The following is a 22,453-nucleotide window of genomic DNA, read 5'->3' as shown; positions in this document are numbered from 1 at the left end:
AATTTATGGAAGTTACGAAAAAGAAAAATATCCAGATTGAAGGAAAACACGACAAACCGATACTTTGTGATGTGTTTTATCAAGACGATCAAAAACCAAAACCCGTAGTGATTTTTTGCCACGGTTATAAAGGATTTAAAGATTGGGGTGCCTGGGGTAAAATGGCAGAAACCTTTGCAGAAAAAGGTTATTTTTTCGTGAAATTTAATTTTTCACACAATGGCACAACTCCAGAAAATCCAACCGAATTTTTGAATATAGAGGCTTTTGGAGATAACAACTACATGATAGAATTAGACGATCTGCAATCTGTAATCGATTGGATCCTGTTGCCAGATTTTCCTCAGGCCGTTCAGGTAGATGTTAGCCATATTAATCTTATTGGGCATTCTAGAGGTGGTGCTATTGCCATCATTAAGGCTGCAAACGAAAAACGTATCACAAGATTGGTAACTTTTGCAGCACCAACAGATTTGGGCGCAAAATTTCCAAAAGGAGAAGAATTGGAAAAATGGGAAAAGAAAGGTGTACAATATATTGTTAACTCTAGAACAAAACAACAATTGCCACACCACTACCAATTCTACAAGAATTATAAAGAAAATAAAGAACGCCTAAACGTTAAGAACGCAACGCAAAAGCTAGATGTTCCGCATATGATTGCTCATGGAAGTAACGACACTACGGTTTCCATTTCTTCTTCAGGAGAATTATTCGAATGGAGCCCAATCTCTAAGCTATTACTTGTAGAAAACGCTAATCATGTTTTTGAAGCTACACATCCCTGGGAAAAAGAGGAACTACCAGAGAAACTTCAATATCTTTTAGACAGAACTTTTCCATTTTTAGAGGCAGAAGTTCAGGCACTGGTTGATGAATATGGTGACTCTGATGATTAACATATTTTGATATAAAAATCACAATAAACCTCCGCTTTCTTTATGATTGCAGGAGGTTTCTTTTTTTCTTTTCCTTTTGAAACTATCTTTGAAAAAAATTACAATAATGAAACGATTTGTTATAGCCCTACTAATTTGCCTAAGCACAGCGGCCAATGCTCAGTTTAATGAAGAAGGAAACCTTTATTACGAAGAAACGATAACTACCCAGGGTAAATCTAAAGAACAAATCAAAGAAAAGTTGCACGAATGGCTTTTAGCTGAATTTAAGCAATCCAACATAAAAGCTTCAAAAAATACAGAAGATGAAATGATTGCAGATATTACTTCTAAAGTGAACGTAAAACAAGGCGATATTACCACCAAAATGAATATTTACTTCGGAATTTTAAGCAGTTTCAAGGATGAAGAGTTTACTGTTCAGTTAAGTCATATTGATATTGGTCCAACCCAAACACCAGTTAAAATTGATTTTCCAGATTTTGAATCTTTCAAAAAAGAAATGCAGGAAACAGTAAATCGACTAAGTGGAGATGCTAAAGCTAAAAATCAAGCCATTCTAGATGATGAAAAGAAAATTAAAAGCATTTATGAACGTGGATTACAAAATCACAAAAACATGCTCGCTTCTGTAAAAACATATATTTCTGGATTAGTAGAAAGAATGAAAAAGACCATAAAATAAAAAACCCCGCAGTTGCGAGGTTTTGTGGAGAATATCGGAGTCGAACCGATGACCTTTTGGCTGCCAGCCAAACGCTCTAGCCAGCTGAGCTAATCCCCCGGTTGGATGCCAGCAAATTTATAAATTTTATCCATATAAAAAAGTTTTTTAAGATTAATGATACAAACTGCCCTACCTAAAGATTTAGCTGAAATCAAACAACTTACAGAGCGTTGCGCCCAGGCAATGATTGCAAAAGGAATTAACCAATGGAACGAGAACTATCCTACAAAAGAAAAACTTGCAAGCGATATTCAGAAAGAAGAATTATTTAAACTTTTAAATGAGGAAAATGAACTTATGGGTATCATTGTTTTAACACCTAATATGGATGATGAGTACATCCCAATTAATTGGCTTACCAAGAATAAAAATAACCTTTACATTCATCGTCTTGCCACCGATCCTTCTTTTTGGGGACTAGGTAACGGTAAAATTCTAATGGATTTTGCTGAAGAATTTGCAAGAGATCACAATTACGATTCAGTGCGTTTGGACACTTTTAGCCAGAATAAAAGAAACCAGCGATTCTACGAATCTCGAGGTTATCACCGTTTAGGCGATATTTTCTTCCCGATGCAAAGTGAACATCCATTTCATTGCTACGAACTAGTTCTTTAAAAAAACCCGTCTATCTTTGCCAATATGGCCCAATTAGATACCTCAGCAGTAAGTTTTAAAAACATTAATAGGATAGCCATCCCTGCGATTATTGCAGGAATTGCTGAACCCCTAATTTCTCTTACGGATATTGCTGTAATTGGAAATGTAAAAGACAACTCGGTTGAAGCTTTGGCTGCCGCGGGGATCGTAGGTTCATTTTTATCTGCAGTAATCTGGATATTGGCACAAACAAAAACCGCTATTTCAGCAAAGGTTTCTCAACATTTAGGCGCTAATCGATTGCATGCGGTTAAAACTTTGGTTCCACAAACAATCGTTTTTAATCTTCTTCTTAGTCTTTTAATCTACGGAATTACAGCTCCACTGGCGCGACTAATATTTAGCGCTTATAATGCTGAAGGTTTAATTTTGGATTATTCGATCAGATACTATCAGATTAGAGCAATTGGTTTTCCCTTAACACTGTTAACCTTTACCATTTTTGGTGTATTTAGAGGTTTGCAGAACACTTCTTGGGCCATGAAGTGCAGTCTTAGTGGCGCGCTGGTAAACATTGCGCTCGATTACTTACTGGTTTACGGTATCGATGGCTATATTCCTGCTATGCATTTAGAAGGCGCCGCTTATGCCAGCTTAGCCGCCCAAGCTACAATGTTGATTATAGCCTTATGGTTTTTCTTTCGTAAAACGCCGTTTCATTTAAAACTGAGTTTTAATATAAATCCTGAATTTAAATCACTATTAGTGATGGCCGGTAATCTTTTCTTACGCACGCTTTCGCTAAATATAGCTATAATGCTAGCTAATGCTTACGCTACCGATTATGGAGAAAGCTATATCGCCGCCCAAAGTATTTTAATGAATATCTGGCTCTTTTTTAGCTTTTTTATCGATGGCTATGCAAATGCCGGTAATGCAATTGGCGGTAAATTATTAGGCGCAAAAGATTACAAAAACCTTTGGGAACTTAGCAAGAGGATTTCAAAATATGCCGTTTTGATTGCGCTTATATTAATGGTCTTATGTGGGATCTTTTATAATCAAATTGGCTTTTTATTCAACAAAGATGAAGTTGTTTTAGCGCTCTTTGCCTCTACCTTTTGGATCGTTCTATTAATGCAGCCAATAAATGCAATCGCTTTTATGTTCGACGGAATTTTTAAAGGCCTGGGCGAAGCTGTTTATCTACGGAATATTTTATTAGTTGCCACCTTTTTAGGTTTTACGCCTGCGCTGTTAATTTCAGATTACTTCGGGCTGAAATTATACGCTATTTGGATCGCATTTCTAGTCTGGATGTTGATACGAAGTGTAGGACTGGTTATTAAATTCCGAAGAAAATACTTGAATAAAGATGTTTAAACTAGGCAATTTTGCTTTCAACACTCTGCGTTAATGGCATTTTGAAGGTAAAAGAAGTTTCTCCATTCTCAGACGTCATAGCCAAAGAACCATCGTGTGCTTTGGCAATTTCTGAAGCGATGTAAAGTCCTAAGCCAAGTCCATTTTCGTTGCTTTGAGCCTTGCTTTTAAAAAATGGCTTGAATAAATCCCCTCGATAGTCTTCAGGAATTGTTTTGCCCTGATTGATCACCGATAAGCTAAATTCATTTTCAGTATTAGACACAATTACCTCGATAGGCTCTTCTAAAGTTCCGTGCTTAGTAGCGTTGCTTAATAAGTTTGATAATAACTGGGAAACCCGGCTGCTATCACAATTAACCGTTTCGGTAACTGATATTGCGGTAGTAATCTTATTTTCTTTATTCAGCGCTCTAAATTCTTCGACCACTTCACGAATCTCTTTTTCAAGCTTAGTGCTATTATTAGATCGGTTTAAATTAATACCATCTCCCAAATTTCCTTTTGCAAAATCTAAGAGATTATCAATTAGACTCTGCATCCTGTAAGACGTCGATTTAATAATTTCTGCCTGTTTTTTAGAAGCCTCAGGAAGATTGGCACTCAACAACATATCGGCACAAATTCGAGCAGTCCCAACAGGATTTCTAAGATCATGTCCTAAAATTGCAATAAAGGTTTCTCGTAATTCGGCTATTTCTTGCTGTTTTTGTAATTGCTTATTCGCATTTTGTAATTTTTGAACCGATTCTAAATGAAAAGAAATTAACTCGACATACTGCTCAAACATTCCTTTTATTTGGTCGTTATTCAAATTTGCCGGATTGGGATCTATGGCACACAGAGTACCAAAGAAAGATCCATCTCTAAGAAATATGGGATAAGAAATATAGCTTTTAAAACCGTATTGTTTTGGTGTGTGGTGATCCTTAAATATAAAATTATTATCTACATCGTTAATTATTACAGGAATGTGATGTTCCCTAATTTCATTACAAATTGTAGAACCAACATCCAGCTCATCGCCCGGTCGCAAACCAAATTCAATATCATCTTTAGAAACTGCAGTAATCCAACGATTTTCGGTAACTCTCGCAACAGCAACAAACCTCATTTTAGAAGTGCTACTAATTACATTTAATAATGAGTGGATTCCGGGAATCTCATTTACATCTTCTATATCTTTCTTGAAATTCAGTGCTAGTTCTTCATTCATAAATTAATTGCGAGGTCAGGATGTTCAAAATTGATTAATGCATTGCAAATATGGGAACTCTTTTATTAACGAAGTGTTCACTTATAAATATTTTAAGAATCTTTAGTTTTGAAAAAACTTAATATATGACAACCACGCGAGAAGATGGAAGCCTATTTTCTAAAGTTGAAAACGGCATAGGTACTATAGAATTTGGGCATCCGGCAAGCAACAGTTTTCCCGGTATACTTTTAGAACGTTTAGAAAAAGCGATTTCAAATTTTTCTGAAGATACTAAAGTTAAAGTGATTGTACTAAAATCTGAAGGAGAAAAAGCCTTTTGTGCCGGCGCTTCTTTTGAGGAGTTAATGGCGGTTGAAAATACAGAACAGGGAAAAGTTTTTTTCTCGGGTTTTGCGAAGGTCTTAAATGCCATGCGTAGCTGTAAAAAATTAATTATTGGTCGTATTCAGGGGAAAACAGTAGGTGGTGGCGTTGGATTAATCGCTGCCTGCGATTATGCAATGGCTACAGAAGCGGCGTCTATTAAAATTTCAGAATTAAGTATTGGTATAGGCCCGTTTGTAATTGCACCGGCAATAGAGCGAAAAATAGGTGTAGACGGACTCGCTGAACTTAGTCTTGCGGCACACGAATGGAAAACGGCATATTGGGCAAAAGATAAAGGTCTTTATGCTAGGGTTTTTGAAAACATAAAAGATTTAGATAAGGAAGTTGAGCTATTTGCTGAAAAATTAGCATTTTACAATCCCCAAGCCCTACTCGAAATGAAAAAGCTTTTGTGGAAAGGTACAGAGAACTGGTCGACCATTTTAATAGAAAATGCGGCTATTAGTGGAGAACTGGTGTTATCTGACTTTACCAGAAACGCACTCTCTAAATTTAAAAAATAGGATATGAAAGTTTTACCACTTGATGCCTTAGGTAACAAAGCCGAATTGTTTGGGTATTACATAGGTCAATTTGTAGCAATGGTTTTGCCATTTTTATTATTCGCAATAGTAGCATTTTCAGTTTACCGTATTTTAAAAAAGAAAAAGCTAAAGAAATTTTGAAATAGTTAGCAACGATTATTTTGTAAAAAAGACGAAGTATTTGGTTTTTAAGTAACAGCACTTTTTGGCAAATGACCTCCAAAATATTTTTGCTTCAATATTTATTTCCTTTTTCGAAATTTATTTAAAAGTCCAAAAAAAGAAAGCGAACTTTACCATTTTATTGGCTATTCGAAAATTGCATTTCTCTACATTTATTTAAAATTGAACGATGCTATTGCAACAACCAGAATTACCTAAAGATAAACCTGCATCCGAAACTCAGAAATATGGCTTTGAACTTTCGGATTTTTTAAGTGAAAACTTTTGGTTTCTACTCATTTTTGTTGTGATCACTGCCTTAGTAATTTTTGATTATTACCGTCGCAAAAAAGGAAGAAAATAATGCAGAGTACTTTACCTGAAAACGAGGAAACTTTTGAGATTTTGAGTTTTCTAAGCGGTTATGGCTTTTGGATGATATTAGCCATAATTCTTGTGATTTTAGTTTTTTACAAAAAGTTTAAAAAATAAGTTAGCGCTAAAGATTAGTGTTGCGTTAGGGATTGCAGTGAAAATCCTTTTGCGAGTTTGCGAGCAAAAGATTGAAACGAAAAGCCCGGCCGCAGGCAACGCCTAAATTATTGAAATTCGGTAAAAATTAACGGGTTTTAAGCCAACCGGTAATGCTTAAACGCTCAGAGTTTTTGACTTCTTTTACTTCGTGTTCTAAAATCTGACTCTCGAAAATCACCACTCTGCCCGGCAATGGGTAAATAACTTCCTCGTTACCGTCTTTCTTATAAATCACCAGCTCGCCACCGTTTGTATTTTCCCAGCTATCATCGTTTAAATAGCTTACAATCGACAATTTACGACGAGAATCGTTTTGAAATGTATCTAAATGTCGCTTGTAAAACGTGCCTTTTGGGTACACCGCATAATGAAATTCTTTGTGCAAAATCCCCATAAAACAAGTCCTATTTAGGTAATGGACAAGATTATTGATTTTATTGAAGAAAATCTTTTCGGTTTCGCCGGCTTCAGCTTCGTTCATCCATAAAATAAAATCACCACGAATGGCTTTTTCAACAAGCTCGTTGGTGCGATTTCCAATAGCCGATTTTTTGAATTGATCTTCCTGATATTGGGATATTAAAGCTCCTCTTAAGCGGCTAATTTCTTCATTTTCAAAAAAATCGTCCACTATACAATATTGCTTTTCCAGCAAATCATCAATTATTGTCTCGTACTGCTGATTTAACTTGAAATCTAGCTGCTCAAAAAGTTCTTCTGTCAATTTTGAAAAAATAAAAACCGTGTAAAATTAAGCTATTTTTAAATACGAAGTTTGAAAATATTTTAATTTGATAATGTGCTAGTGCGATAATATGATCATAGTAAGCAGCCTAAAAAATTTTGAATTTTGAATGCTGAATTCATTCCAATCTCCACTCTAAATTCTCATGTCGCATATCTTTCTTCTCAATTCTAACCTCTCAAAACTTCTCCCAATCTTTCCAAACGGGTTCTATTCCGTTTTTAAGTAACATTTCAGCTATCACTTCGGTACTGCGCTCATCTGAAATTTCGAACTGTTCTAAAGATTGTGGTTCGACTACATAACCACCGGGATTGGTTTTCGATTCAGCACTCATCGAGGTGATTCCTAAATGCGCAATATGATCGCGGAATTTCTCTTGCTCTCGCGTAGAAATCGATAATTCTACGTCTTCATCTAAAATTCGATAGGCGCAAATCACCTGTAATAAGTCAGGATCGGTCATTTCAACTTTAGGTTCTAAACCACCGCTAAACGGCCGCAATCTTGGGAAAGAAATAGAATATTTCGTTTTCCAATAGGTTTTCTGAAGGTATTTAAGATGAAGCGCGGTAAAAAAACTATCGGCTCGCCAATCTTCTAAACCAAATAAGGCACCGATTCCTATTTTATGAATCCCTGCTCTGCCCAAACGGTCTGCAGTAGCTAAACGATAATCGAAATTGGACTTTTTGCCTTTGGGGTGATGAATTTTATAAGTTTCGCGGTGATAGGTTTCCTGATACACCAAAGTAGCGTACAAGCCATCGTTCACCAATCGTTCATATTCATCTTGATCTAGTGGTTGCACTTCAATAGAAATATTCGCAAAATGTGGTTTTAATAACCGAACGGCATTACTTAGGTAATCGATTCCTACAGTTCTGTTAGCTTCGCCCGTCACTAATAAAATATGCTGATAGCCTTTATTTTTTAGAAATTCGGCTTCTTTTAAAATTTCAGCATCGGTTAAGGTTCTACGCGGAATCTTATTGGTTAAACTAAAGCCGCAATAGGTACAAATATTTTGACACTCATTGCTGAGATACATCGGTGCATACATTTGCATCGTATTCCCAAAACGCTTTTTAGTAATCAGCCTGCTTTTCGCCGCCATTTGCTCTAAATACGGTTTTGCTGCCGGAGAAATTAAGGCTTTAAAATCTTCAAGATCAGGTTTTATTGTACTTAACGCACGTTCTACATCTTGTGCATTTTTTTGTTGAATACTTTCCAACACCTCATCCCAATGGTACTTTGCTAAAAGGGTTTTAAAACTACTCATATAAAAATTGTGTTAGGGGGCTACTCGCTTCTGCAATTTTGCCTGTTTCGGCAAGTTTTGCTTCGTAAGCCATTCGCCCAGATTCTACCGCCATTTTAAAGGCTTTTGCCATTTGCACCGGATTTTTAGAAACGGCAATTGCGGTGTTTACCAAAACTGCATCGGCTCCCATTTCCATCGCAAAAGCGGCGTGAGAAGGTGCTCCAATTCCGGCATCTATAATTACCGGAACATTACTTTGTTCGATGATGATTTCTAGAAAATCGAAGGTTTTTAAGCCTTTGTTGGTTCCAATAGGAGCACCTAAGGGCATCACACATTGAGAGCCAACATCTTCTAAACGCTTACACAATACCGGATCAGCATGTATATAAGGCATCACCACAAAACCTAATTTCACCAATTCTTCGCAAGCTTTTAAAGTTTCTATGGCATCGGGCAATAAATATTTAGGATCGGGATGAATTTCTACTTTTACCCAGTTTGTTCCCAACGCTTCGAGTGCCATTTGTGCCGCAAAAACCGCTTCTTTGGCATCGCGAACGCCTGACGTATTAGGCAATAAACTTAAGTTTTCGTGAGATAGACTACTAATCATATCATCTTCAGTATTGCCCGCTTCAACTCTTTTGAGCGCCACGGTAACCAACTCACTTTCTGAAGCTAAAACCGCTTCGCGCATTAGGTTTGAATTACTGAATTTCCCCGTTCCCGTAAATAACCGAGAATCGAAGCTTTTATCTGCTATTTTTAGTTTTTCCATTTTTAAATTTTTAGCTGTCAGCTTTTAGCCTACAGCGATTAGCTTAAATTTTTCATTTTCTTTTTTCCATCGCCGAAAAAAAAAACAAAAAAGTCTAGGCTTACGAAACTTGCTCTGAATTGTATGTTCAGAAGCTAAATTTTAGAAACTCGCTACGCTCAAACAGCCTAAAATTTAAGCGCTTCTTTTACTACCAATTCTACGAGCAATTTTCGGTAAGCCGTGTTCTCATCCATTCAACATTTAGCATTCAAAGTAAATTAGTCCTGATTCTTGTTTCTTGATTCAATTCATTTTCAAATCAACACATTACCACATCATCAAATTGTCTATTTCCTAACATCTAAACTCTCACAGCAAAGCGATCTAAAATCTGCTGAATTTCTTTTTCCGGATGTTCCGAATGCGCCAATAAACCGGAAACCGCGACTCCACTTAATCCAATTTCTCGGAGTTCTTCTATGTCGTTTAGTGTAATTCCGCCAATGGCAATTATAGGAACCGTGTTTTCTTGCTGCGAATATTTCTCTATCAATTCCTGATAACCTGAAAATCCAAGAATCGGACTTAGTTTTTTTTTAGTTGACGTAAACCTTAGCGGCCCCAAGCCAATATAATCGACTCCGTTTTGCAAATGATCTACACAATGCTGCAGCGTATTTGCGGTTCCGCCAATAATCTTTTCCTCTCCTAAAATCTGGCGAGCTTCTAAAATTCCGGTATCCTGCTGTCCCAAATGCACACCATCGGCATTACAGGTTTTTGCGACTTTCACGTGATCGTTGATAATCAGTTTTGCTTGATAAGCTGAGCATATTTCACGAGCTGCGATTGCGGTTTTTAATACTTCTTTTGCTGAAGTTTCTTTCAGTCGTAGCTGAATCCAATTGCTACCGGCTTGTAACACGCGTTCTATATTTTCTAAATGAACTTTAGCATTTTCTCCCTGCGAGATATAATGCAGTGCAGAAATTTCTTTTTGCAAATTCATCGGTTTATTTAAAAACTGATTCATAGTGTTGCTTTATTTTTATAAAACTTTTTATTGGATTTTCTTGTTGCCAAACCGCCCCAAGCACTGCCGCGCCACTAAAACCCATTTTACGAGTTGCTGAAATTTTTTCTGAATCAATTCCGCCTAGTGCAATCACTTGTTGTTGAATATTGTTTACCTGAAACTTTTTTCCCGAATACCCGGTTTTAGAGATCGAATTAAAAACAGGACTCAAAAAACAGTAATCGAAATTCAATGTTTCTGAAAGCATTTCCTTTTGATGCACTGAAGTGCTTACCGTAAATTTTTCTTGCTGAAAAGAAGTGATATAGTCATCTACATTTTCCTTCAGATTTGTTCTGAAATATTCCGGAAGATGAATGCCTTTCAGCCCAAATTCTCGTGCCAATTCGTGATGCTGATGTAGCACCATTTTGCAGCGGTATTCAGGGGCAACGTTTTCTAACCAGTTTTTTAATACTTCAAAAGAAACCATGGGTTTACGAATATGAAGAATTTCTAAACCTGCATCGAGTATCGGTTTCAGTTGAAATTCTTCATTTTCAATACATTTTTCCGCAGAAATCACGATTAGCATTATTTCAAATTATATTTTGACATTCTCAAATTGTAATTAAAATTAGTGCCGTCATTCCGGACTCGATTCGGAATCTCCCACATTTAAAAACTGAATTAGGATGAGACCATGAATCAATTTCAGGGTGACGCCCATATTTTAAAATCATTAACTATTTCAGCATTCCGCTTTACGAATTTTCTGAAGAAATTACGATCAGCATTATTCAGAAATTATAAATACACTTCGCTTCCTTTCTTCTTAAACTCTTCTGACTTTTCTTCCATTCCTTTGATGATGGCTTCCTCGGTATCCATTCCGTTTTCTTTGGCATAATTCCGTACATCCTGAGTGATTTTCATCGAGCAGAAATTAGGTCCGCACATCGAACAAAAATGAGCCACTTTTGCGTTGTCTGAAGGTAACGTTTCATCGTGATACGCTCGTGCTGTATCTGGATCTAGCGCTAAATTAAACTGATCTTCCCAACGGAATTCGAATCTCGCTTTACTCATCGCATCATCCCGATGTTGTGCTCCCGGATGCCCTTTTGCTAAATCTGCCGCGTGAGCCGCAATTTTATAAGTAATTACACCTTCCTTTACATCTTCTTTATTCGGTAAACCAAGATGTTCTTTTGGAGTTACATAACATAACATCGCACAACCGTACCAGCCAATCATTGCCGCTCCAATTCCGCTGGTAATATGGTCGTAACCCGGAGCAATATCAGTGGTTAGTGGACCAAGCGTGTAAAAAGGCGCTTCGCCACATTCGGCCAATTGCTTATCCATATTTTCTTTAATCATATGCATTGGGATATGTCCGGGACCTTCAATAAAGCATTGTACATCGTGTTTCCAAGCGATTTTTGTTAGCTCGCCAAGTGTTTCTAATTCGGCAAACTGCGCATAATCGTTAGCATCGGCAATACTACCCGGACGCAAACCGTCGCCAAGAGAAAATGCTACATCGTAAGCTTTCATAATTTCGCAAATCTCTTCAAAATGCGTGTATAAAAAGCTCTCCTGATGATGGGCTAAACACCATTTTGCCATAATAGAACCACCACGAGAAACAATTCCCGTTACTCGTTTTGCGGTATGCGGAATATATTTTAAACGAACTCCGGCGTGAATGGTAAAATAATCAACTCCCTGTTCGGCTTGTTCAATTAAAGTATCTCTAAAAATTTCCCAAGTTAAATTTTCAGCTTTTCCGTTTACTTTTTCTAAGGCCTGATAAATAGGAACCGTCCCAATGGGTACCGGAGAATTCCGAAGAATCCATTCTCGGGTTTCGTGAATATTTTTTCCGGTAGAAAGGTCCATTATGGTATCGGCGCCCCAACGGCAAGCCCACACTGCTTTTTCTACTTCTTCTTCAATAGAAGAACTTACGGCAGAATTCCCAATATTGGCATTGATTTTCACCAGGAAATTACGCCCAACAATCATTGGTTCACTTTCCGGATGATTAATATTACTCGGTATAATTGCGCGTCCTTTGGCAACCTCATCTCGAACAAATTCCGGAGTAATTACTTTAGGAATACTTGCCCCAAAACTTTCGCCCGGATGTTGTTCGGTAATCTGATTGATTTCCTGAAGTTTCTGATTTTCCCGAATAGCAATAAACTCCATTTCCGGCGTAATAATGCCTTTACGCGCGTAATGCATTTGGGTTACATTTTGCCCCGGTTTCGCTTTTAAAGGTTTTCGAATTCGTTTAAACCGAAGTTCATCTAACTTTTCGTTCTCTTCACGCTGCCGTCCATATTCTGAGGAAAGTCCAGATAATTGCTCTACATCTTCTCTTCCTGAAATCCATTGTTGGCGAATGGGTTGTAAACCTTGGCGCACATCAATTTCTACATTTGGGTCGGTAAAAGGACCACTGGTATCGTACACCAAGACCGGTTCGTTTGGCGTTTTTGTCCCGTTAAATTTATCGACGGTATCATCAAGCGTAATTTTACGCATAGGTACCTTCACATTTTCGTGAAGTTGGCCTTTTACATAAATTTTTTCTGAATTTGGAAAGGGCGTTCTGCTGATGGCTTCTTCCCTTGGTAATTGGTTAGGTTTCATACTAAAAAGATTTAGATTGATGTTTAAAATTTGATTACTGAAAATAAAACGCTCAACCGCCTTGCGTAGCACGAATCACCAATACATTACTGCCTTCTTCCACTAGTGTGTGTTCCCACTGTGGTTTAGAAATAATTTCGTTGTTAATGGCAATAGCAATTCCTGAAGCCTGAATATTAAGCTGCTCTAAAAGTTCTTCAAGCTTTACAGGCTCTTTAAAAGAATGGGTTTGATTGTTGACGTTTACAGTTATCATATCGTTTCGATTTTAATAGCCGTAAACCAAAGAGGATTGTCTTTGAAGAAAAGTAATATGAAAAAGAATTTACCCCTAATTTGGATAAAATCAATTCAAAATTTTCTAACTTTTCCCTTCGCAGATGCTAATCTGTATCAGGTTCAAAGGGTTTTTCTCAGCCGAATTGAATCAGCACCCCTAAAGTTTACTTTCTCAAAGTTAAATGAAATAATCCGAATTAAAAAAATGCTAAAGGTTTATTATTCTATTTTGAATACACTTTTAATACCTTTGCACTAAAATTTCCCGAAAAGTTTCCGAAGCAATTTTTCATAATTTCAGCTTTAAAATTTTAGGGAAATCAAAATTATCTACGGCAGACTTAAAATTTCGGTATGGCAAAAATCAGGATTACCAAACAATTTTCTTTTGAAACAGGACACGCACTTTACGGCTACGATGGTAAGTGTCGCAACGTCCATGGCCATAGTTACAAACTTAGTGTAACCGTTATTGGAGAACCAATTAGCGATACTGATAATGTGAAGTACGGTATGGTAATCGATTTTGGCGACTTAAAAAAAATCGTAAAGTCTGAAATTGTAGACCAATTTGATCATGCCACCGTTTTCAACAAAAATACGCCTCATATAGAGCTGGCGAAAGAATTAAAAGATCGTGGACATCACGTGATTTTAGTAGAATATCAACCCACCAGTGAAAATATGGTGATCGATTTTTCTCAAAAAATAAACAAACACTTACCAGATCACATCAAACTACATTCGCTAAAACTTCAAGAGACTGAAAGTAGTTTTGCCGAATGGTATGCCAGCGATAATTAGAGCGTTCCCCTAGTGGGTCGGGCTATTCGCTTTATCTTTTTTATTTGCTTTGTAATTATGTTCTCAACATTTACAGGTGCTAACTGGCAAATAAAAAAGGATGCCGCTACTATCCCTAACGCAAAACATCTTTGTAGAAATAAGTATATTTGATTTATATTTCATCGTATGCAACTACCTACCGGAAAAAAGGTTTACTTCTCTAGCGATAATCATTTAGGTGCTCCTACCAAAGAAGCCAGCAAAGTACGCGAGGCGATATTCGTTAAATGGCTGGATGAAATTAAAGAAGATGCAGCGGCTATTTTTTTACTGGGCGATCTATTCGATTTTTGGTTTGAATATAAACATGCCGTACCAAAAGGCTTTGTTAGGGTTTTAGGGAAACTTGCTGAAATTAAAGATAGTGGAATCCCGATTTATTTTTTCGTTGGAAACCATGATTTATGGATGGAAGACTATTTTGAAGAAGAACTTAATATTCCAACTTTTCGAAAACCACAGGAGTTTGAATTCAACCAAAAAACCTTCTTAATTGGGCATGGTGATGGGCTGGGTCCTGGAGATTATGGCTATAAACGCATGAAAAAAGTGTTTACCAATCCGTTTTCAAAATGGCTTTACCGATGGTTACATCCTGATATTGGCGTGCCTTTAGCGCAATATTTTTCAGTAAAAAATAAACTGATTTCTGGAGACGATGATGCTAAATTCTTAGGAGAAGATAACGAATGGTTGGTGCAATATTGCAAGCGAAAACTCGAAACTAAGCATTACGATTATTTCCTTTTTGGCCATCGCCATTTACCTATGGAAATTAAGCTAAAAGAAAATTCAAAATACATAAACACCGGCGATTGGATTAATTTCTACACCTACGCTGAGTTTGATGGGGAAGATTTGTATTTGAAAAAACTGAAGAATCAGTAAGCAATCTCAGTTGGCAGTTTTTCAATAAACAATTATCAATGGACTTTGGGCCACTAGCGTTTAGCGATCAGCTTTCTGCTTAAAAGTCTTAAAAGTCTTAAAATTTTAGGTTGAAACTATCAAATCTTGAATATTCTTCTTTAAAATCTGAATCCTTACTAAGATTCACTTCTGGATACAATTGCTCACAAACTCACAAGCACTCGAAGTGACAGGTTTCTCAATTCAAAATTCAGCATTCAAAATACAACATTTGGAAGCGTTTTTAATATATTCTCTCTAGTCTAATATCTAACATCAAATTGCGAAGCAGTCTAATTTTTTGATTCGAATTCCAAATAATAATGAAGCCTCATTTTGAAGATTGTGCCCTCCAAAAGGTCGCAGATTTCATTAAGTTCAAACGCATTAACCACAAAATCCATTTTTTGAAGTGGAGATTTCAGTAAAATATTTCGTTCGCATAATTCAGAATGAGGACAATGAGAACAGTTGCCTGCGCTATTTTTTGCCATTCGAATATTTTTTGAAAACATATTCACTTCTTCAGGAGAAAGATAAAATCCCATATCCTTAAATACGAGTTGAACTCGCTTTTCATTAGAATTAGCAATTCCGCTTTTCCACTTAAAAGAAATCCCGGTATTGTTGTGGTAAATAATATCGACGTCCTCCATATTTCTAGCAGGTTTATCTCAAAGATAAAAATTTTATTTAAATTCAGTCTAAATAGACATGGGTTTTGTTTGCTGTTGAGAAAGTCTTTAGTCGTTAGTTTACTGTTTAGCGTTTAATGTTTTCCGTTAGCATCAAATACATTCAAAATCCAGCAAAAAAATTTACAGTATACGATTTACAATATACTTTATACTGTAAAGTTAGGACGCAGAGCTTTCGGACTCTAACTTTGCAATTCGTATTTGCAATTTTGGTAAGGAAAATCCAGGATCAATCATTCTTGGTTTCGGTTAAAAAATCGGTACTCTTTAGTTGGTAATTTTAGTCTTCGGTTGAAAAATTTCAGTTGAAAATGAGGAATTTGAGTTGAGCTCTAAGTCGGCTAATTTTAGATTAGTTTTTAGTATGACGGTAGCGCAGGTTCACAATTCGGCATTTAATTTCAGAATACTTAAAAGTGGATTGTTCTGATTCTTGACTCTTGATTCTTCTCTCCCGAATCCAATTCAAAAATAAATCCTTGAATTTGTTTTCTCTAGTCTAGACTCTAAGATCTAACAGCAAAGCGATCTAAAACCTAGTTCTCCTTAATATCCTTCAACTTCAATTGCAAAGAAACATTACCGTTCCATTCATTTTCATCTACAGAATACACCGCACTAAACGGTTTTTTATTTTGAATGCATTTAATTTTCTTTCCGAGGTTAAAACCAATCACATTAAAAGAAGATTTATTATCCACTTGCGATACGCGACATTTTAAATGCGCTTCTTCACTGCCAACACATTTCCCGAAACCAGAATCGGTTAAATTTCTGGACATAAAAACCGGAGACATGTTACCGGGACCAAAGGGGGCAAATTGCTTCAGGATTCTCCAAAATTTAGGCGTGATTTCATCTAATTCTATTTCAGCATCAATAGAGATCTCAGGAGTCAGTAATTTTCTATCAATAGTTTCAGAAACTACTTCTTCAAACTTTCTTTTAAAGTTATCGTATTCTTCTTCCTTAATAGTTAAACCCGCAGCATACATATGTCCCCCAAATTGTTCAATATGATCCTGGCAAGCTTCTAATGCATTATACACATCAAATCCTTTTACCGATCGGGCTGACGCCGCCAGCTTATCGCCACTTTTTGTAAAGACTAAGGTGGGACGATAATAGGTTTCGGTTAATCGGCTTGCTACAATCCCAATCACACCTTTATGCCAGTTTTCTGCATACACTACTGTGCTCAAACACTCCTGCTCTTTTAACTCTTCAATTTGATCTAAAGCTTCTGCTGTAATCGCTTTATCAGTATCTTTTCGGGTAGAATTGTGCGATTCTATTTCCGAAGCAAAATGTTGTGCCTGCGTTTCATTTTCTTCTGTAAGCAACTCTACCGCATGTAAACCATGTTTCATTCTTCCGGCTGCATTAATCCTGGGTGCGACCACAAAAACAACATCGGTTATAGTGATCACTTCTTTTTTAATCTGACTCAAAATCGCTTTAAAGCCAGCTCTAGGCGCTACATTAATGACATGCAAACCGTGATAAGCTAAAATTCGATTTTCCCCGGTAATAGGTACAATATCGGCACCGATAGCTGTTGCTACCAAATCCAGATATGGCAATAATGCCTGTATGGTGTCGCCTCGTTTTGCCGCCATTGCCTGGATCAATTTAAAACCAACACCGCAACCGCATAATTCTTTGTAAGGATAATCGCAATCCTCTCGTTTTGGATCGAGCACAGCAATCGCCTTAGGAATTTCCGCTCCCGGGCGGTGATGATCGCAAATTACAAAGTCGATTCCTTTTTCTTTTGCGTAAGATACTTTTTCGATGGCTTTAATTCCGCAATCCAAAGCGATAATCAAACTGATATCATTATCGGACGCAAAATCGATTCCCTGAAAAGAAACTCCGTAACCTTCGTTATACCGATCTGGAATATACGTAGCTACATTAGGATATAATGTTTTTAGATAGGAAGACATTAAAGCGACACTGGTAGTACCATCGACATCATAATCGCCATAAACCATGATATTTTCACCTTCAGCTAAAGCTTGTTCTATCCTAGCCACTGCTTTTTCCATATCTTTCATAAGGTATGGATCGTGCAAATCAGCTAAATTAGGTCTAAAAAACTTTTTTGCTTCTTCAAAGCTGTTTATACCACGTTGTGCTAACAATCGGGCAATAGGTTTGTCGACACCAAGGGATTGCATCAAGGTGTTTACAGTTTCAGGATTAGGATTTGGTTTTATGGTCCAGCGCGTATTCATCAGCATTATCTATTCACAAAATTCGGTTTCCTCATGAAGGTTTCATGAGTCAAAAATAGAAACATAAAATCTTCTATTTCGCTTCAAAAATACGAAAAGATCTTACTTCTTAGGCTGTAGCGCTTCGGTATTAAAGGCGATTCCACTCCAACCGCTCTTCATAAAATTACGAATGTTTTGATGTCCCTCGCCCTCAGGATGTTTCAGTACATCTTCGAAATAATGCTTTCCAAAAAGGGCTAAAGTGGTTTCTTCATTTAAGGCTTCCAATAATCCTAAGGCAAAAATTTTACAACTTCCGTTATTGCTTCCGGCTTCATTATAAATCTCACCATTTTTAAAAGAAGCGGGAGTAAATTGATAATATTCATCAATTAAGGCAATCGTTTGATCAAAATCTGCAGTTCTAGGATTTGATTTTACCTGTTTTAGATATTGCTGTAGCGTCATATTTCGATTTTTAGTCTCGTGTTTAATTGATTACTAAAATAAAAGTTCACAATTTAATTTGTTACTTTTCGACTCTCAAATTTTTTAAAATGAAGAGCGTTAAAGGCCAACTTGTTGATATCGAAAACCGCCGAATTTTTCCTGCGGAAGTTATCATAGAAAATAAAAAGATCGTCGAAATTAAAGAATCCAAGCATAACGAAAAGCAGTTCATTATGCCGGGATTTATCGATGCGCATATCCATATTGAAAGCTCGATGTTAGTGCCGTCTGAATTCGCGCGAGTTGCCACTATCCATGGTACAGTAGCTACGGTCTCAGATCCTCATGAAATTGCCAATGTTCTAGGGATTGAAGGCGTAAATTTTATGATTGAGAATGGTAAAAAAGTACCTTTAAAATTTCATTTTGGAGCTCCAAGTTGTGTTCCGGCTACCACTTTTGAAACGGCCGGAGCGGTTATTGATTCAGATGCCATTAAAGAATTGATGCAATCTCCCGATATTTTTTATCTGGCGGAAATGATGAATTATCCCGGAGTCCTTTATAACGATCCTGAAGTATTTGAAAAAATAAAATGGGCGCAACATTTTAAAAAACCTGTAGATGGCCATGCTCCCGGACTCCGCGGAAAAGAGGCCTCAACATACGCAAAAGCAGGTATTACTACCGATCACGAGTGTTTTACGTACGAAGAGGCTGAAGAAAAACTTGCCTTAGGAATGAAAATTTTGGTGCGCGAAGGAAGCGCTGCTAAAAATTTTGAAGCGCTTATCGATCTATTGCCCGAGCATTATGAAAATATGATGTTTTGCTCTGACGATAAGCACCCTGACGATCTTATTTTAGGACATATCAATCAGCTTTGCCAGCGTGCGGTCGCCAAAGGAATCGATGTTTTTAAAGTATTGCAAACTGCCTGCATAAATCCGGCAAAACATTATAATTTAAATGTTGGTTTGCTGAAAGAAGGTAATGCGGCCGACTTTATTTTGGTAGAAAACCTTACCGATTTTAAGGTTTTGAAAACTTATATCGACGGTGAAGTCGTTGCTGAAAATGGCGAATCTCATATTCCATCTATTCAATTTAAAACACCGAATAATTTCAATATTTCTGAAAAATCCATTGAAGATTTTGTGCTAAAAGCAAATACTGAAAATGTTCGAGTGATTGAAGCCCTGGATGGTGAACTAATTTCTAACGAAATCGAAGCAAAAGTAGTTTTGAAAAACGGTTCACTTTCGTCGAATATCGAAAATGATATTTTAAAAATTTCTGTAGTTAACCGCTACGAAAACAAAGCACCTGCTGTAGCCTTTATAAAAAATTTCGGACTAAAAAAAGGAGCGATTGCCAGCTCGGTTGGGCACGATTCCCATAATATTATCGCCGTTGGAACTACCGACGAAGAAATTTGTAATGCAGTAAACATCATTATCAAAAACAAAGGAGGAATTTGTGCCGTTGATGGTGAAAATCAAAAATCACTTCCTTTACCCATAGCAGGAATCATAAGCAATAAAGATGGTTGGGAAACAGGGAAATTATATGAAGAAATAGACAAAATGGCTAAAGATTTAGGCAGCACCTTAAAAGCTCCTTTTATGACCTTATCGTTTATGGCTTTACTCGTAATCCCAGATCTTAAATTATCAGATAAAGGTTTATTCAGTGGAAAGAAATTTGAGTTTGTAAATAGCCTAAAATAATTACGCAACTAATTGATAGTCTAGGCATCTAAATAAAAACCAAGATTATGAAAAAACTATTCTTTTTTTTATTAACCTCTGCTTTTCTATTATTTACATCTTGTAAAGACAATAATGAAGATGATATTATTTGTTGCGCAAATTATGATTTGGAAATTAATATTGTTCCTAAAAATCAAGATGGAGAAAATCTAATAGAGACGGAAGCTGTAACCATAGAAAATATTGCGCTATTTTACGAAATAGATGGAGAATGGAAAGCATCAGATAATTACAACATTATATCATTATCAGAAAAACAAGATTTTCTAATGATTGCGGTAAATAATGAAATTGATCAAAATAATCGATCCGAAACTAAACTCATCATTAATGGTGAGGAATCGTTAATTACTTCTGAATTCAATACAAAGAATGGAGCAGTTATTATAAAAATATGGCTCAATAACCAAGTTGTTTTCGATGCGAGTTCTAACCAGGGGGCTAAAAGCATCGAAATTCTTTTATAACTTTTTATTTTAAAAATCCATTCTAAAAAATCCCTAACTTTTATATTGTAAAGAGCATATAGCATTACTGTTGAAGGAAATTCTTAAATTCTCAATTTCAGCCTGAAATATTAAAATATTCTTAAAATTACAACTTTCTATTTTTAATCTGTAACAATTCAGATTTTCGCGCGTCTTTTAGGTAAACAATCATTTATCAATCATTAAATCATTCATCATGAAAAAATCAATGTTTACCTTCGCTTTAGCTTTAGTACTTAATTTTGGATTTGCTAATGCAGCTGCAATCGACAACGATCCAAAAGATCCAGCAAAATTTTCTATTGAAAATCTGGCCGCAACTGAATTAAGTTCATTTTGTAAAGCTATTGTTGCCGGAAATTACGAAATGGTTTCACAACTTATCGAACTGGGAGAAGACATTAACCAAAAGTCTTTAGGAAGAACTCCTGCGATGTACGCCGCTCGATACAACAAAGCTGAAATTTTATCACTTTTAATTGAAAAAGGAGCCGATCTTAAAGTTAAATCTGAAAAAGAAAATAAGACTGCGAAAGAACTTGCTGAACTTTCTAATGCCAAAGAATCCATGAAAGTACTGGAAGAATTAGAGAAATAATTATTCCATTCTGAATTATGCCTAAAGTGCTATTCTTAAAAAAAGAATAGCACTTTTTTTATAAAATCTCCTTTATGATCTTTTGAATTTCAGGAATCATACTCTCCTCGAACCAAGGATTCTTCATTCGCCAGAATCGATTGACGGGTGAAGGATGAGGCAAAGGTAGATACTCCGGTAAAAATTCTTCGAAATTAGAAACTTTTTGGGTTAGATTTTTACGCTCCGATTTTGGCAAATAGTATTTGCTTGCATAAGAACCTATTAGAATTTTAAGCTTTACATTTTTCAACTTATCAAATACCTGATGATGCCAAAGAGGGGCACATTCTTTTCTTGGTGGCAAATCACCGGTTTTAGCTTTACCGGGATAACAAAAGCCCATTGGTAAAACGGCAAAATTAGATGGATTGTAGAATGTTTTTTCATCTACATCCAACCATTCCCGCAACTTTTTACCGCTTTGATCATTCCAGGCAATTCCTGTTTCATGTACGATTCTACCCGGTGCCTGACTAATTAATATGATCTTAGAATCTTTAACACCTTCAATAATTGGGCGCGCGCCTAACGGTAAATGTTCTTTACAAACTTCACAATCGCGTATTTCATTCAATAAATCCTGCATTATTTTTTGCCGGCTACGATAATTACAATTTCGCCTTTTGGTGGTTTTTCGGTATAATGTTTCAAAACCTCTTCCGCAGTACCTCTAATAGTTTCTTCGTGAAGTTTTGTAATTTCTCTTGAAACCGAAACCTGACGATCGCCGCCAAAGTATTCGGAAAAATGAGTTAGCGTTTTAATTAATTTGTGCGGAGATTCGTAGAAGATCATCGTTCGGCTTTCTTCTGCCAAAATTTTTAATCGTGTTTGTCGCCCTTTTTTAACCGGTAAAAATCCTTCGAATATAAACTTATCATTGGGTAAACCGCTATTTACTAATGCCGGTACAAAGGCCGTAGCCCCAGGAAGACAATCTACCTCTACCCCGGCTTCTACGCAGGCTCGTGTTAATAAAAACCCAGGATCTGAAATTGCCGGGGTGCCTGCATCGCTTATTAACGCAAAAGTTTCACCGGCTTTTATTCTTTCTACTAATCCTTCAACCGTCTTATGCTCATTATGCATATGATGACTTATCATTTGGGTAGAAATCTCAAAATGCTTTAGTAATTTACCGCTATTGCGTGTGTCCTCGGCTAAAATCAAGTCGGCTTCTTTTAAAACTTTTATTGCTCTAAAAGTGATATCTTCAAGATTACCTATTGGAGTGGGAACCAAAAAAAGTTTTCCCATAAA

The 22,453-nt window shown here is 36.5% G+C and carries 26 protein-coding genes, 1 tRNA gene and 1 riboswitch; of the genes, 13 read left to right on the top strand and 14 right to left on the bottom strand.

Features of this window, described 5'->3' with window-relative positions; translation table 11 throughout:
* Positions 1-5: 5 nt before the first annotated feature.
* Positions 6-899 carry an alpha/beta hydrolase family protein gene (locus PBT91_RS00630; RefSeq protein WP_270059882.1) on the top strand — a complete coding sequence of 298 codons (894 nt, stop codon included), beginning with the start codon at positions 6-8 and terminating at the stop codon, positions 897-899.
* A 106-nt stretch (positions 900-1,005) separates the two neighbouring features.
* A complete protein-coding gene (locus PBT91_RS00625) occupies positions 1,006-1,584 on the top strand; it encodes a DUF4468 domain-containing protein (protein WP_270059881.1) in 579 nt (192 codons plus the stop codon).
* A 25-nt stretch (positions 1,585-1,609) separates the two neighbouring features.
* Here PBT91_RS00625 and PBT91_RS00620 read toward each other — a convergent pair.
* Positions 1,610-1,683: transfer RNA gene (locus tag PBT91_RS00620), tRNA-Ala, on the bottom strand.
* A 57-nt stretch (positions 1,684-1,740) separates the two neighbouring features.
* On the opposite strand from PBT91_RS00620, the gene PBT91_RS00615 reads away from it, so the two are divergent.
* A complete protein-coding gene (locus tag PBT91_RS00615; protein WP_270059880.1) occupies positions 1,741-2,244 on the top strand; it encodes a GNAT family N-acetyltransferase in 504 nt (167 codons plus the stop codon).
* A gap of 24 nt (positions 2,245-2,268) precedes the next feature.
* Positions 2,269-3,609 carry an MATE family efflux transporter gene (locus PBT91_RS00610; RefSeq protein WP_270059879.1) on the top strand — a complete coding sequence of 447 codons (1,341 nt, stop codon included), beginning with the start codon at positions 2,269-2,271 and terminating at the stop codon, positions 3,607-3,609.
* 1 nt (position 3,610) lies between these two features.
* Here the strand turns inward: PBT91_RS00610 and PBT91_RS00605 are convergent, their stop codons facing one another.
* The gene (locus tag PBT91_RS00605) at positions 3,611-4,825 is read right to left on the bottom strand and encodes a GAF domain-containing sensor histidine kinase (protein WP_270059878.1); all 1,215 of its coding nucleotides are present in this window, start codon (positions 4,823-4,825) and stop codon (positions 3,611-3,613) included.
* Positions 4,826-4,950: 125 nt separating this feature from the next.
* Here PBT91_RS00605 and PBT91_RS00600 point away from each other — a divergent pair, with 125 nt between their 5' ends.
* From PBT91_RS00600 to PBT91_RS00585, 4 genes are all read left to right on the top strand, one after another.
* On the top strand, positions 4,951-5,718 hold the full coding sequence (locus PBT91_RS00600) for an enoyl-CoA hydratase/isomerase family protein (protein WP_270059877.1): 768 nt from the start codon (positions 4,951-4,953) through the stop codon (positions 5,716-5,718).
* 3 nt (positions 5,719-5,721) lie between these two features.
* Positions 5,722-5,880 carry a hypothetical protein gene (locus PBT91_RS00595; protein WP_270059876.1) on the top strand — a complete coding sequence of 53 codons (159 nt, stop codon included), beginning with the start codon at positions 5,722-5,724 and terminating at the stop codon, positions 5,878-5,880.
* A 217-nt stretch (positions 5,881-6,097) separates the two neighbouring features.
* Positions 6,098-6,265 carry a hypothetical protein gene (locus PBT91_RS00590; RefSeq protein WP_270059875.1) on the top strand — a complete coding sequence of 56 codons (168 nt, stop codon included), beginning with the start codon at positions 6,098-6,100 and terminating at the stop codon, positions 6,263-6,265.
* Positions 6,265-6,393: a hypothetical protein gene (locus PBT91_RS00585; RefSeq protein WP_270059874.1), complete on the top strand. Its 129-nt coding sequence runs from the start codon at positions 6,265-6,267 to the stop codon at positions 6,391-6,393. The genes PBT91_RS00590 and PBT91_RS00585 overlap by 1 nt, the downstream gene beginning before the upstream one ends.
* Before the next feature lie 127 nt (positions 6,394-6,520).
* Here the strand turns inward: PBT91_RS00585 and PBT91_RS00580 are convergent, their stop codons facing one another.
* The 7 genes from PBT91_RS00580 to thiS all read right to left on the bottom strand — a co-directional run bounded on the left by PBT91_RS00580 (position 6,521) and on the right by thiS (position 13,145).
* Complete coding sequence (locus tag PBT91_RS00580) at positions 6,521-7,159, bottom strand: 2OG-Fe(II) oxygenase (RefSeq protein ID WP_270059873.1); 639 nt, start codon at positions 7,157-7,159, stop codon at positions 6,521-6,523.
* Positions 7,160-7,358: 199 nt separating this feature from the next.
* Positions 7,359-8,465 (bottom strand): 2-iminoacetate synthase ThiH, encoded by a 1,107-nt coding sequence (thiH, locus tag PBT91_RS00575; protein WP_270059872.1) that lies wholly within the window; start codon positions 8,463-8,465, stop codon positions 7,359-7,361.
* Positions 8,458-9,228 carry a thiazole synthase gene (locus PBT91_RS00570; protein ID WP_270059871.1) on the bottom strand — a complete coding sequence of 257 codons (771 nt, stop codon included), beginning with the start codon at positions 9,226-9,228 and terminating at the stop codon, positions 8,458-8,460. Before PBT91_RS00570 ends, thiH begins: the two co-directional genes overlap by 8 nt.
* A gap of 343 nt (positions 9,229-9,571) precedes the next feature.
* Positions 9,572-10,243 carry a thiamine phosphate synthase gene (locus tag PBT91_RS00565; protein ID WP_270059870.1) on the bottom strand — a complete coding sequence of 224 codons (672 nt, stop codon included), beginning with the start codon at positions 10,241-10,243 and terminating at the stop codon, positions 9,572-9,574.
* Positions 10,224-10,820, bottom strand: coding sequence for a thiamine phosphate synthase (locus PBT91_RS00560; protein WP_270059869.1), 597 nt, complete (start codon positions 10,818-10,820; stop codon positions 10,224-10,226). The genes PBT91_RS00565 and PBT91_RS00560 overlap by 20 nt, the downstream gene beginning before the upstream one ends.
* 212 nt (positions 10,821-11,032) lie before the next feature.
* Positions 11,033-12,889 (bottom strand): phosphomethylpyrimidine synthase ThiC, encoded by a 1,857-nt coding sequence (gene thiC, locus PBT91_RS00555; RefSeq protein WP_270059868.1) that lies wholly within the window; start codon positions 12,887-12,889, stop codon positions 11,033-11,035.
* A gap of 52 nt (positions 12,890-12,941) precedes the next feature.
* Positions 12,942-13,145, bottom strand: coding sequence for a sulfur carrier protein ThiS (gene thiS, locus PBT91_RS00550; protein ID WP_270059867.1), 204 nt, complete (start codon positions 13,143-13,145; stop codon positions 12,942-12,944).
* Between the two features lie 96 nt (positions 13,146-13,241).
* Positions 13,242-13,337, bottom strand: a riboswitch (TPP riboswitch).
* 185 nt (positions 13,338-13,522) lie between these two features.
* Here thiS and PBT91_RS00545 point away from each other — a divergent pair.
* Both PBT91_RS00545 and PBT91_RS00540 read left to right on the top strand, forming a co-directional pair.
* Positions 13,523-13,972 (top strand): 6-pyruvoyl trahydropterin synthase family protein, encoded by a 450-nt coding sequence (locus PBT91_RS00545; RefSeq protein WP_270059866.1) that lies wholly within the window; start codon positions 13,523-13,525, stop codon positions 13,970-13,972.
* 168 nt (positions 13,973-14,140) lie between these two features.
* On the top strand, positions 14,141-14,902 hold the full coding sequence (locus tag PBT91_RS00540; RefSeq protein WP_270059865.1) for a UDP-2,3-diacylglucosamine diphosphatase: 762 nt from the start codon (positions 14,141-14,143) through the stop codon (positions 14,900-14,902).
* A gap of 314 nt (positions 14,903-15,216) precedes the next feature.
* Here the strand turns inward: PBT91_RS00540 and PBT91_RS00535 are convergent, their stop codons facing one another.
* From PBT91_RS00535 to PBT91_RS00525, 3 genes are all read right to left on the bottom strand, one after another.
* A complete protein-coding gene (locus PBT91_RS00535) occupies positions 15,217-15,579 on the bottom strand; it encodes a hypothetical protein (RefSeq protein ID WP_270059864.1) in 363 nt (120 codons plus the stop codon).
* A 578-nt stretch (positions 15,580-16,157) separates the two neighbouring features.
* Positions 16,158-17,861, bottom strand: coding sequence for a single-stranded-DNA-specific exonuclease RecJ (recJ, locus tag PBT91_RS00530; protein ID WP_270059863.1), 1,704 nt, complete (start codon positions 17,859-17,861; stop codon positions 16,158-16,160).
* Positions 17,862-17,963: 102 nt separating this feature from the next.
* The gene (locus tag PBT91_RS00525) at positions 17,964-18,311 is read right to left on the bottom strand and encodes a HopJ type III effector protein (RefSeq protein ID WP_270059862.1); all 348 of its coding nucleotides are present in this window, start codon (positions 18,309-18,311) and stop codon (positions 17,964-17,966) included.
* An 89-nt stretch (positions 18,312-18,400) separates the two neighbouring features.
* Between PBT91_RS00525 and ade the strand changes: the two genes are divergently transcribed.
* The 3 genes from ade (at position 18,401) to PBT91_RS00510 (ending at position 21,151) form a co-directional block, all read left to right on the top strand.
* Positions 18,401-20,023 carry an adenine deaminase gene (gene ade, locus PBT91_RS00520; RefSeq protein ID WP_270059861.1) on the top strand — a complete coding sequence of 541 codons (1,623 nt, stop codon included), beginning with the start codon at positions 18,401-18,403 and terminating at the stop codon, positions 20,021-20,023.
* Positions 20,024-20,070: 47 nt separating this feature from the next.
* Entirely contained in the window at positions 20,071-20,532 is a 462-nt protein-coding gene (locus PBT91_RS00515) for a hypothetical protein (protein WP_270059860.1), read from the top strand.
* 217 nt (positions 20,533-20,749) lie between these two features.
* The gene (locus PBT91_RS00510; RefSeq protein ID WP_270059859.1) at positions 20,750-21,151 is read left to right on the top strand and encodes an ankyrin repeat domain-containing protein; all 402 of its coding nucleotides are present in this window, start codon (positions 20,750-20,752) and stop codon (positions 21,149-21,151) included.
* A gap of 58 nt (positions 21,152-21,209) precedes the next feature.
* Here PBT91_RS00510 and PBT91_RS00505 read toward each other — a convergent pair whose 3' ends face one another.
* Complete coding sequence (locus tag PBT91_RS00505; protein WP_270059858.1) at positions 21,210-21,779, bottom strand: uracil-DNA glycosylase family protein; 570 nt, start codon at positions 21,777-21,779, stop codon at positions 21,210-21,212.
* Positions 21,779-22,450: a 16S rRNA (cytidine(1402)-2'-O)-methyltransferase gene (gene rsmI, locus PBT91_RS00500; protein WP_270059857.1), complete on the bottom strand. Its 672-nt coding sequence runs from the start codon at positions 22,448-22,450 to the stop codon at positions 21,779-21,781. Before rsmI ends, PBT91_RS00505 begins: the two co-directional genes overlap by 1 nt.
* Positions 22,451-22,453 lie beyond the last annotated feature (3 nt).

Origin of the sequence: Zunongwangia sp. HGR-M22, assembly GCF_027594425.1 — a bacterium.
Classification (GTDB): Bacteria; Bacteroidota; Bacteroidia; order Flavobacteriales; family Flavobacteriaceae; genus Zunongwangia.
This window is presented reverse-complemented; position numbering and strand designations above follow the sequence as displayed.

What these genes read in the sequence shown, in the direction of transcription:
- PBT91_RS00630 (WP_270059882.1), top strand. Translation starts at nt 6, where the DNA reads ATGGAAGTTACGAAAAAGAAAAATATCCAGATTGAAGGAAAACACGAC.
- PBT91_RS00625 (WP_270059881.1), top strand. Translation starts at nt 1,006, where the DNA reads ATGAAACGATTTGTTATAGCCCTACTAATTTGCCTAAGCACAGCGGCC.
- PBT91_RS00615 (WP_270059880.1), top strand. Translation starts at nt 1,741, where the DNA reads ATGATACAAACTGCCCTACCTAAAGATTTAGCTGAAATCAAACAACTT.
- PBT91_RS00610 (WP_270059879.1), top strand. Translation starts at nt 2,269, where the DNA reads ATGGCCCAATTAGATACCTCAGCAGTAAGTTTTAAAAACATTAATAGG.
- PBT91_RS00605 (WP_270059878.1), bottom strand. Translation starts at nt 4,825, where the DNA reads ATGAATGAAGAACTAGCACTGAATTTCAAGAAAGATATAGAAGATGTA.
- PBT91_RS00600 (WP_270059877.1), top strand. Translation starts at nt 4,951, where the DNA reads ATGACAACCACGCGAGAAGATGGAAGCCTATTTTCTAAAGTTGAAAAC.
- PBT91_RS00595 (WP_270059876.1), top strand. Translation starts at nt 5,722, where the DNA reads ATGAAAGTTTTACCACTTGATGCCTTAGGTAACAAAGCCGAATTGTTT.
- PBT91_RS00585 (WP_270059874.1), top strand. Translation starts at nt 6,265, where the DNA reads ATGCAGAGTACTTTACCTGAAAACGAGGAAACTTTTGAGATTTTGAGT.
- thiH (WP_270059872.1), bottom strand. Translation starts at nt 8,465, where the DNA reads ATGAGTAGTTTTAAAACCCTTTTAGCAAAGTACCATTGGGATGAGGTG.
- PBT91_RS00570 (WP_270059871.1), bottom strand. Translation starts at nt 9,228, where the DNA reads ATGGAAAAACTAAAAATAGCAGATAAAAGCTTCGATTCTCGGTTATTT.
- PBT91_RS00565 (WP_270059870.1), bottom strand. Translation starts at nt 10,243, where the DNA reads ATGAATCAGTTTTTAAATAAACCGATGAATTTGCAAAAAGAAATTTCT.
- PBT91_RS00560 (WP_270059869.1), bottom strand. Translation starts at nt 10,820, where the DNA reads ATGCTAATCGTGATTTCTGCGGAAAAATGTATTGAAAATGAAGAATTT.
- thiC (WP_270059868.1), bottom strand. Translation starts at nt 12,889, where the DNA reads ATGAAACCTAACCAATTACCAAGGGAAGAAGCCATCAGCAGAACGCCC.
- thiS (WP_270059867.1), bottom strand. Translation starts at nt 13,145, where the DNA reads ATGATAACTGTAAACGTCAACAATCAAACCCATTCTTTTAAAGAGCCT.
- PBT91_RS00545 (WP_270059866.1), top strand. Translation starts at nt 13,523, where the DNA reads ATGGCAAAAATCAGGATTACCAAACAATTTTCTTTTGAAACAGGACAC.
- PBT91_RS00540 (WP_270059865.1), top strand. Translation starts at nt 14,141, where the DNA reads ATGCAACTACCTACCGGAAAAAAGGTTTACTTCTCTAGCGATAATCAT.
- PBT91_RS00535 (WP_270059864.1), bottom strand. Translation starts at nt 15,579, where the DNA reads ATGGAGGACGTCGATATTATTTACCACAACAATACCGGGATTTCTTTT.
- recJ (WP_270059863.1), bottom strand. Translation starts at nt 17,861, where the DNA reads ATGAATACGCGCTGGACCATAAAACCAAATCCTAATCCTGAAACTGTA.
- PBT91_RS00525 (WP_270059862.1), bottom strand. Translation starts at nt 18,311, where the DNA reads ATGACGCTACAGCAATATCTAAAACAGGTAAAATCAAATCCTAGAACT.
- ade (WP_270059861.1), top strand. Translation starts at nt 18,401, where the DNA reads ATGAAGAGCGTTAAAGGCCAACTTGTTGATATCGAAAACCGCCGAATT.
- PBT91_RS00515 (WP_270059860.1), top strand. Translation starts at nt 20,071, where the DNA reads ATGAAAAAACTATTCTTTTTTTTATTAACCTCTGCTTTTCTATTATTT.
- PBT91_RS00510 (WP_270059859.1), top strand. Translation starts at nt 20,750, where the DNA reads ATGAAAAAATCAATGTTTACCTTCGCTTTAGCTTTAGTACTTAATTTT.
- PBT91_RS00505 (WP_270059858.1), bottom strand. Translation starts at nt 21,779, where the DNA reads ATGCAGGATTTATTGAATGAAATACGCGATTGTGAAGTTTGTAAAGAA.
- rsmI (WP_270059857.1), bottom strand. Translation starts at nt 22,450, where the DNA reads ATGGGAAAACTTTTTTTGGTTCCCACTCCAATAGGTAATCTTGAAGAT.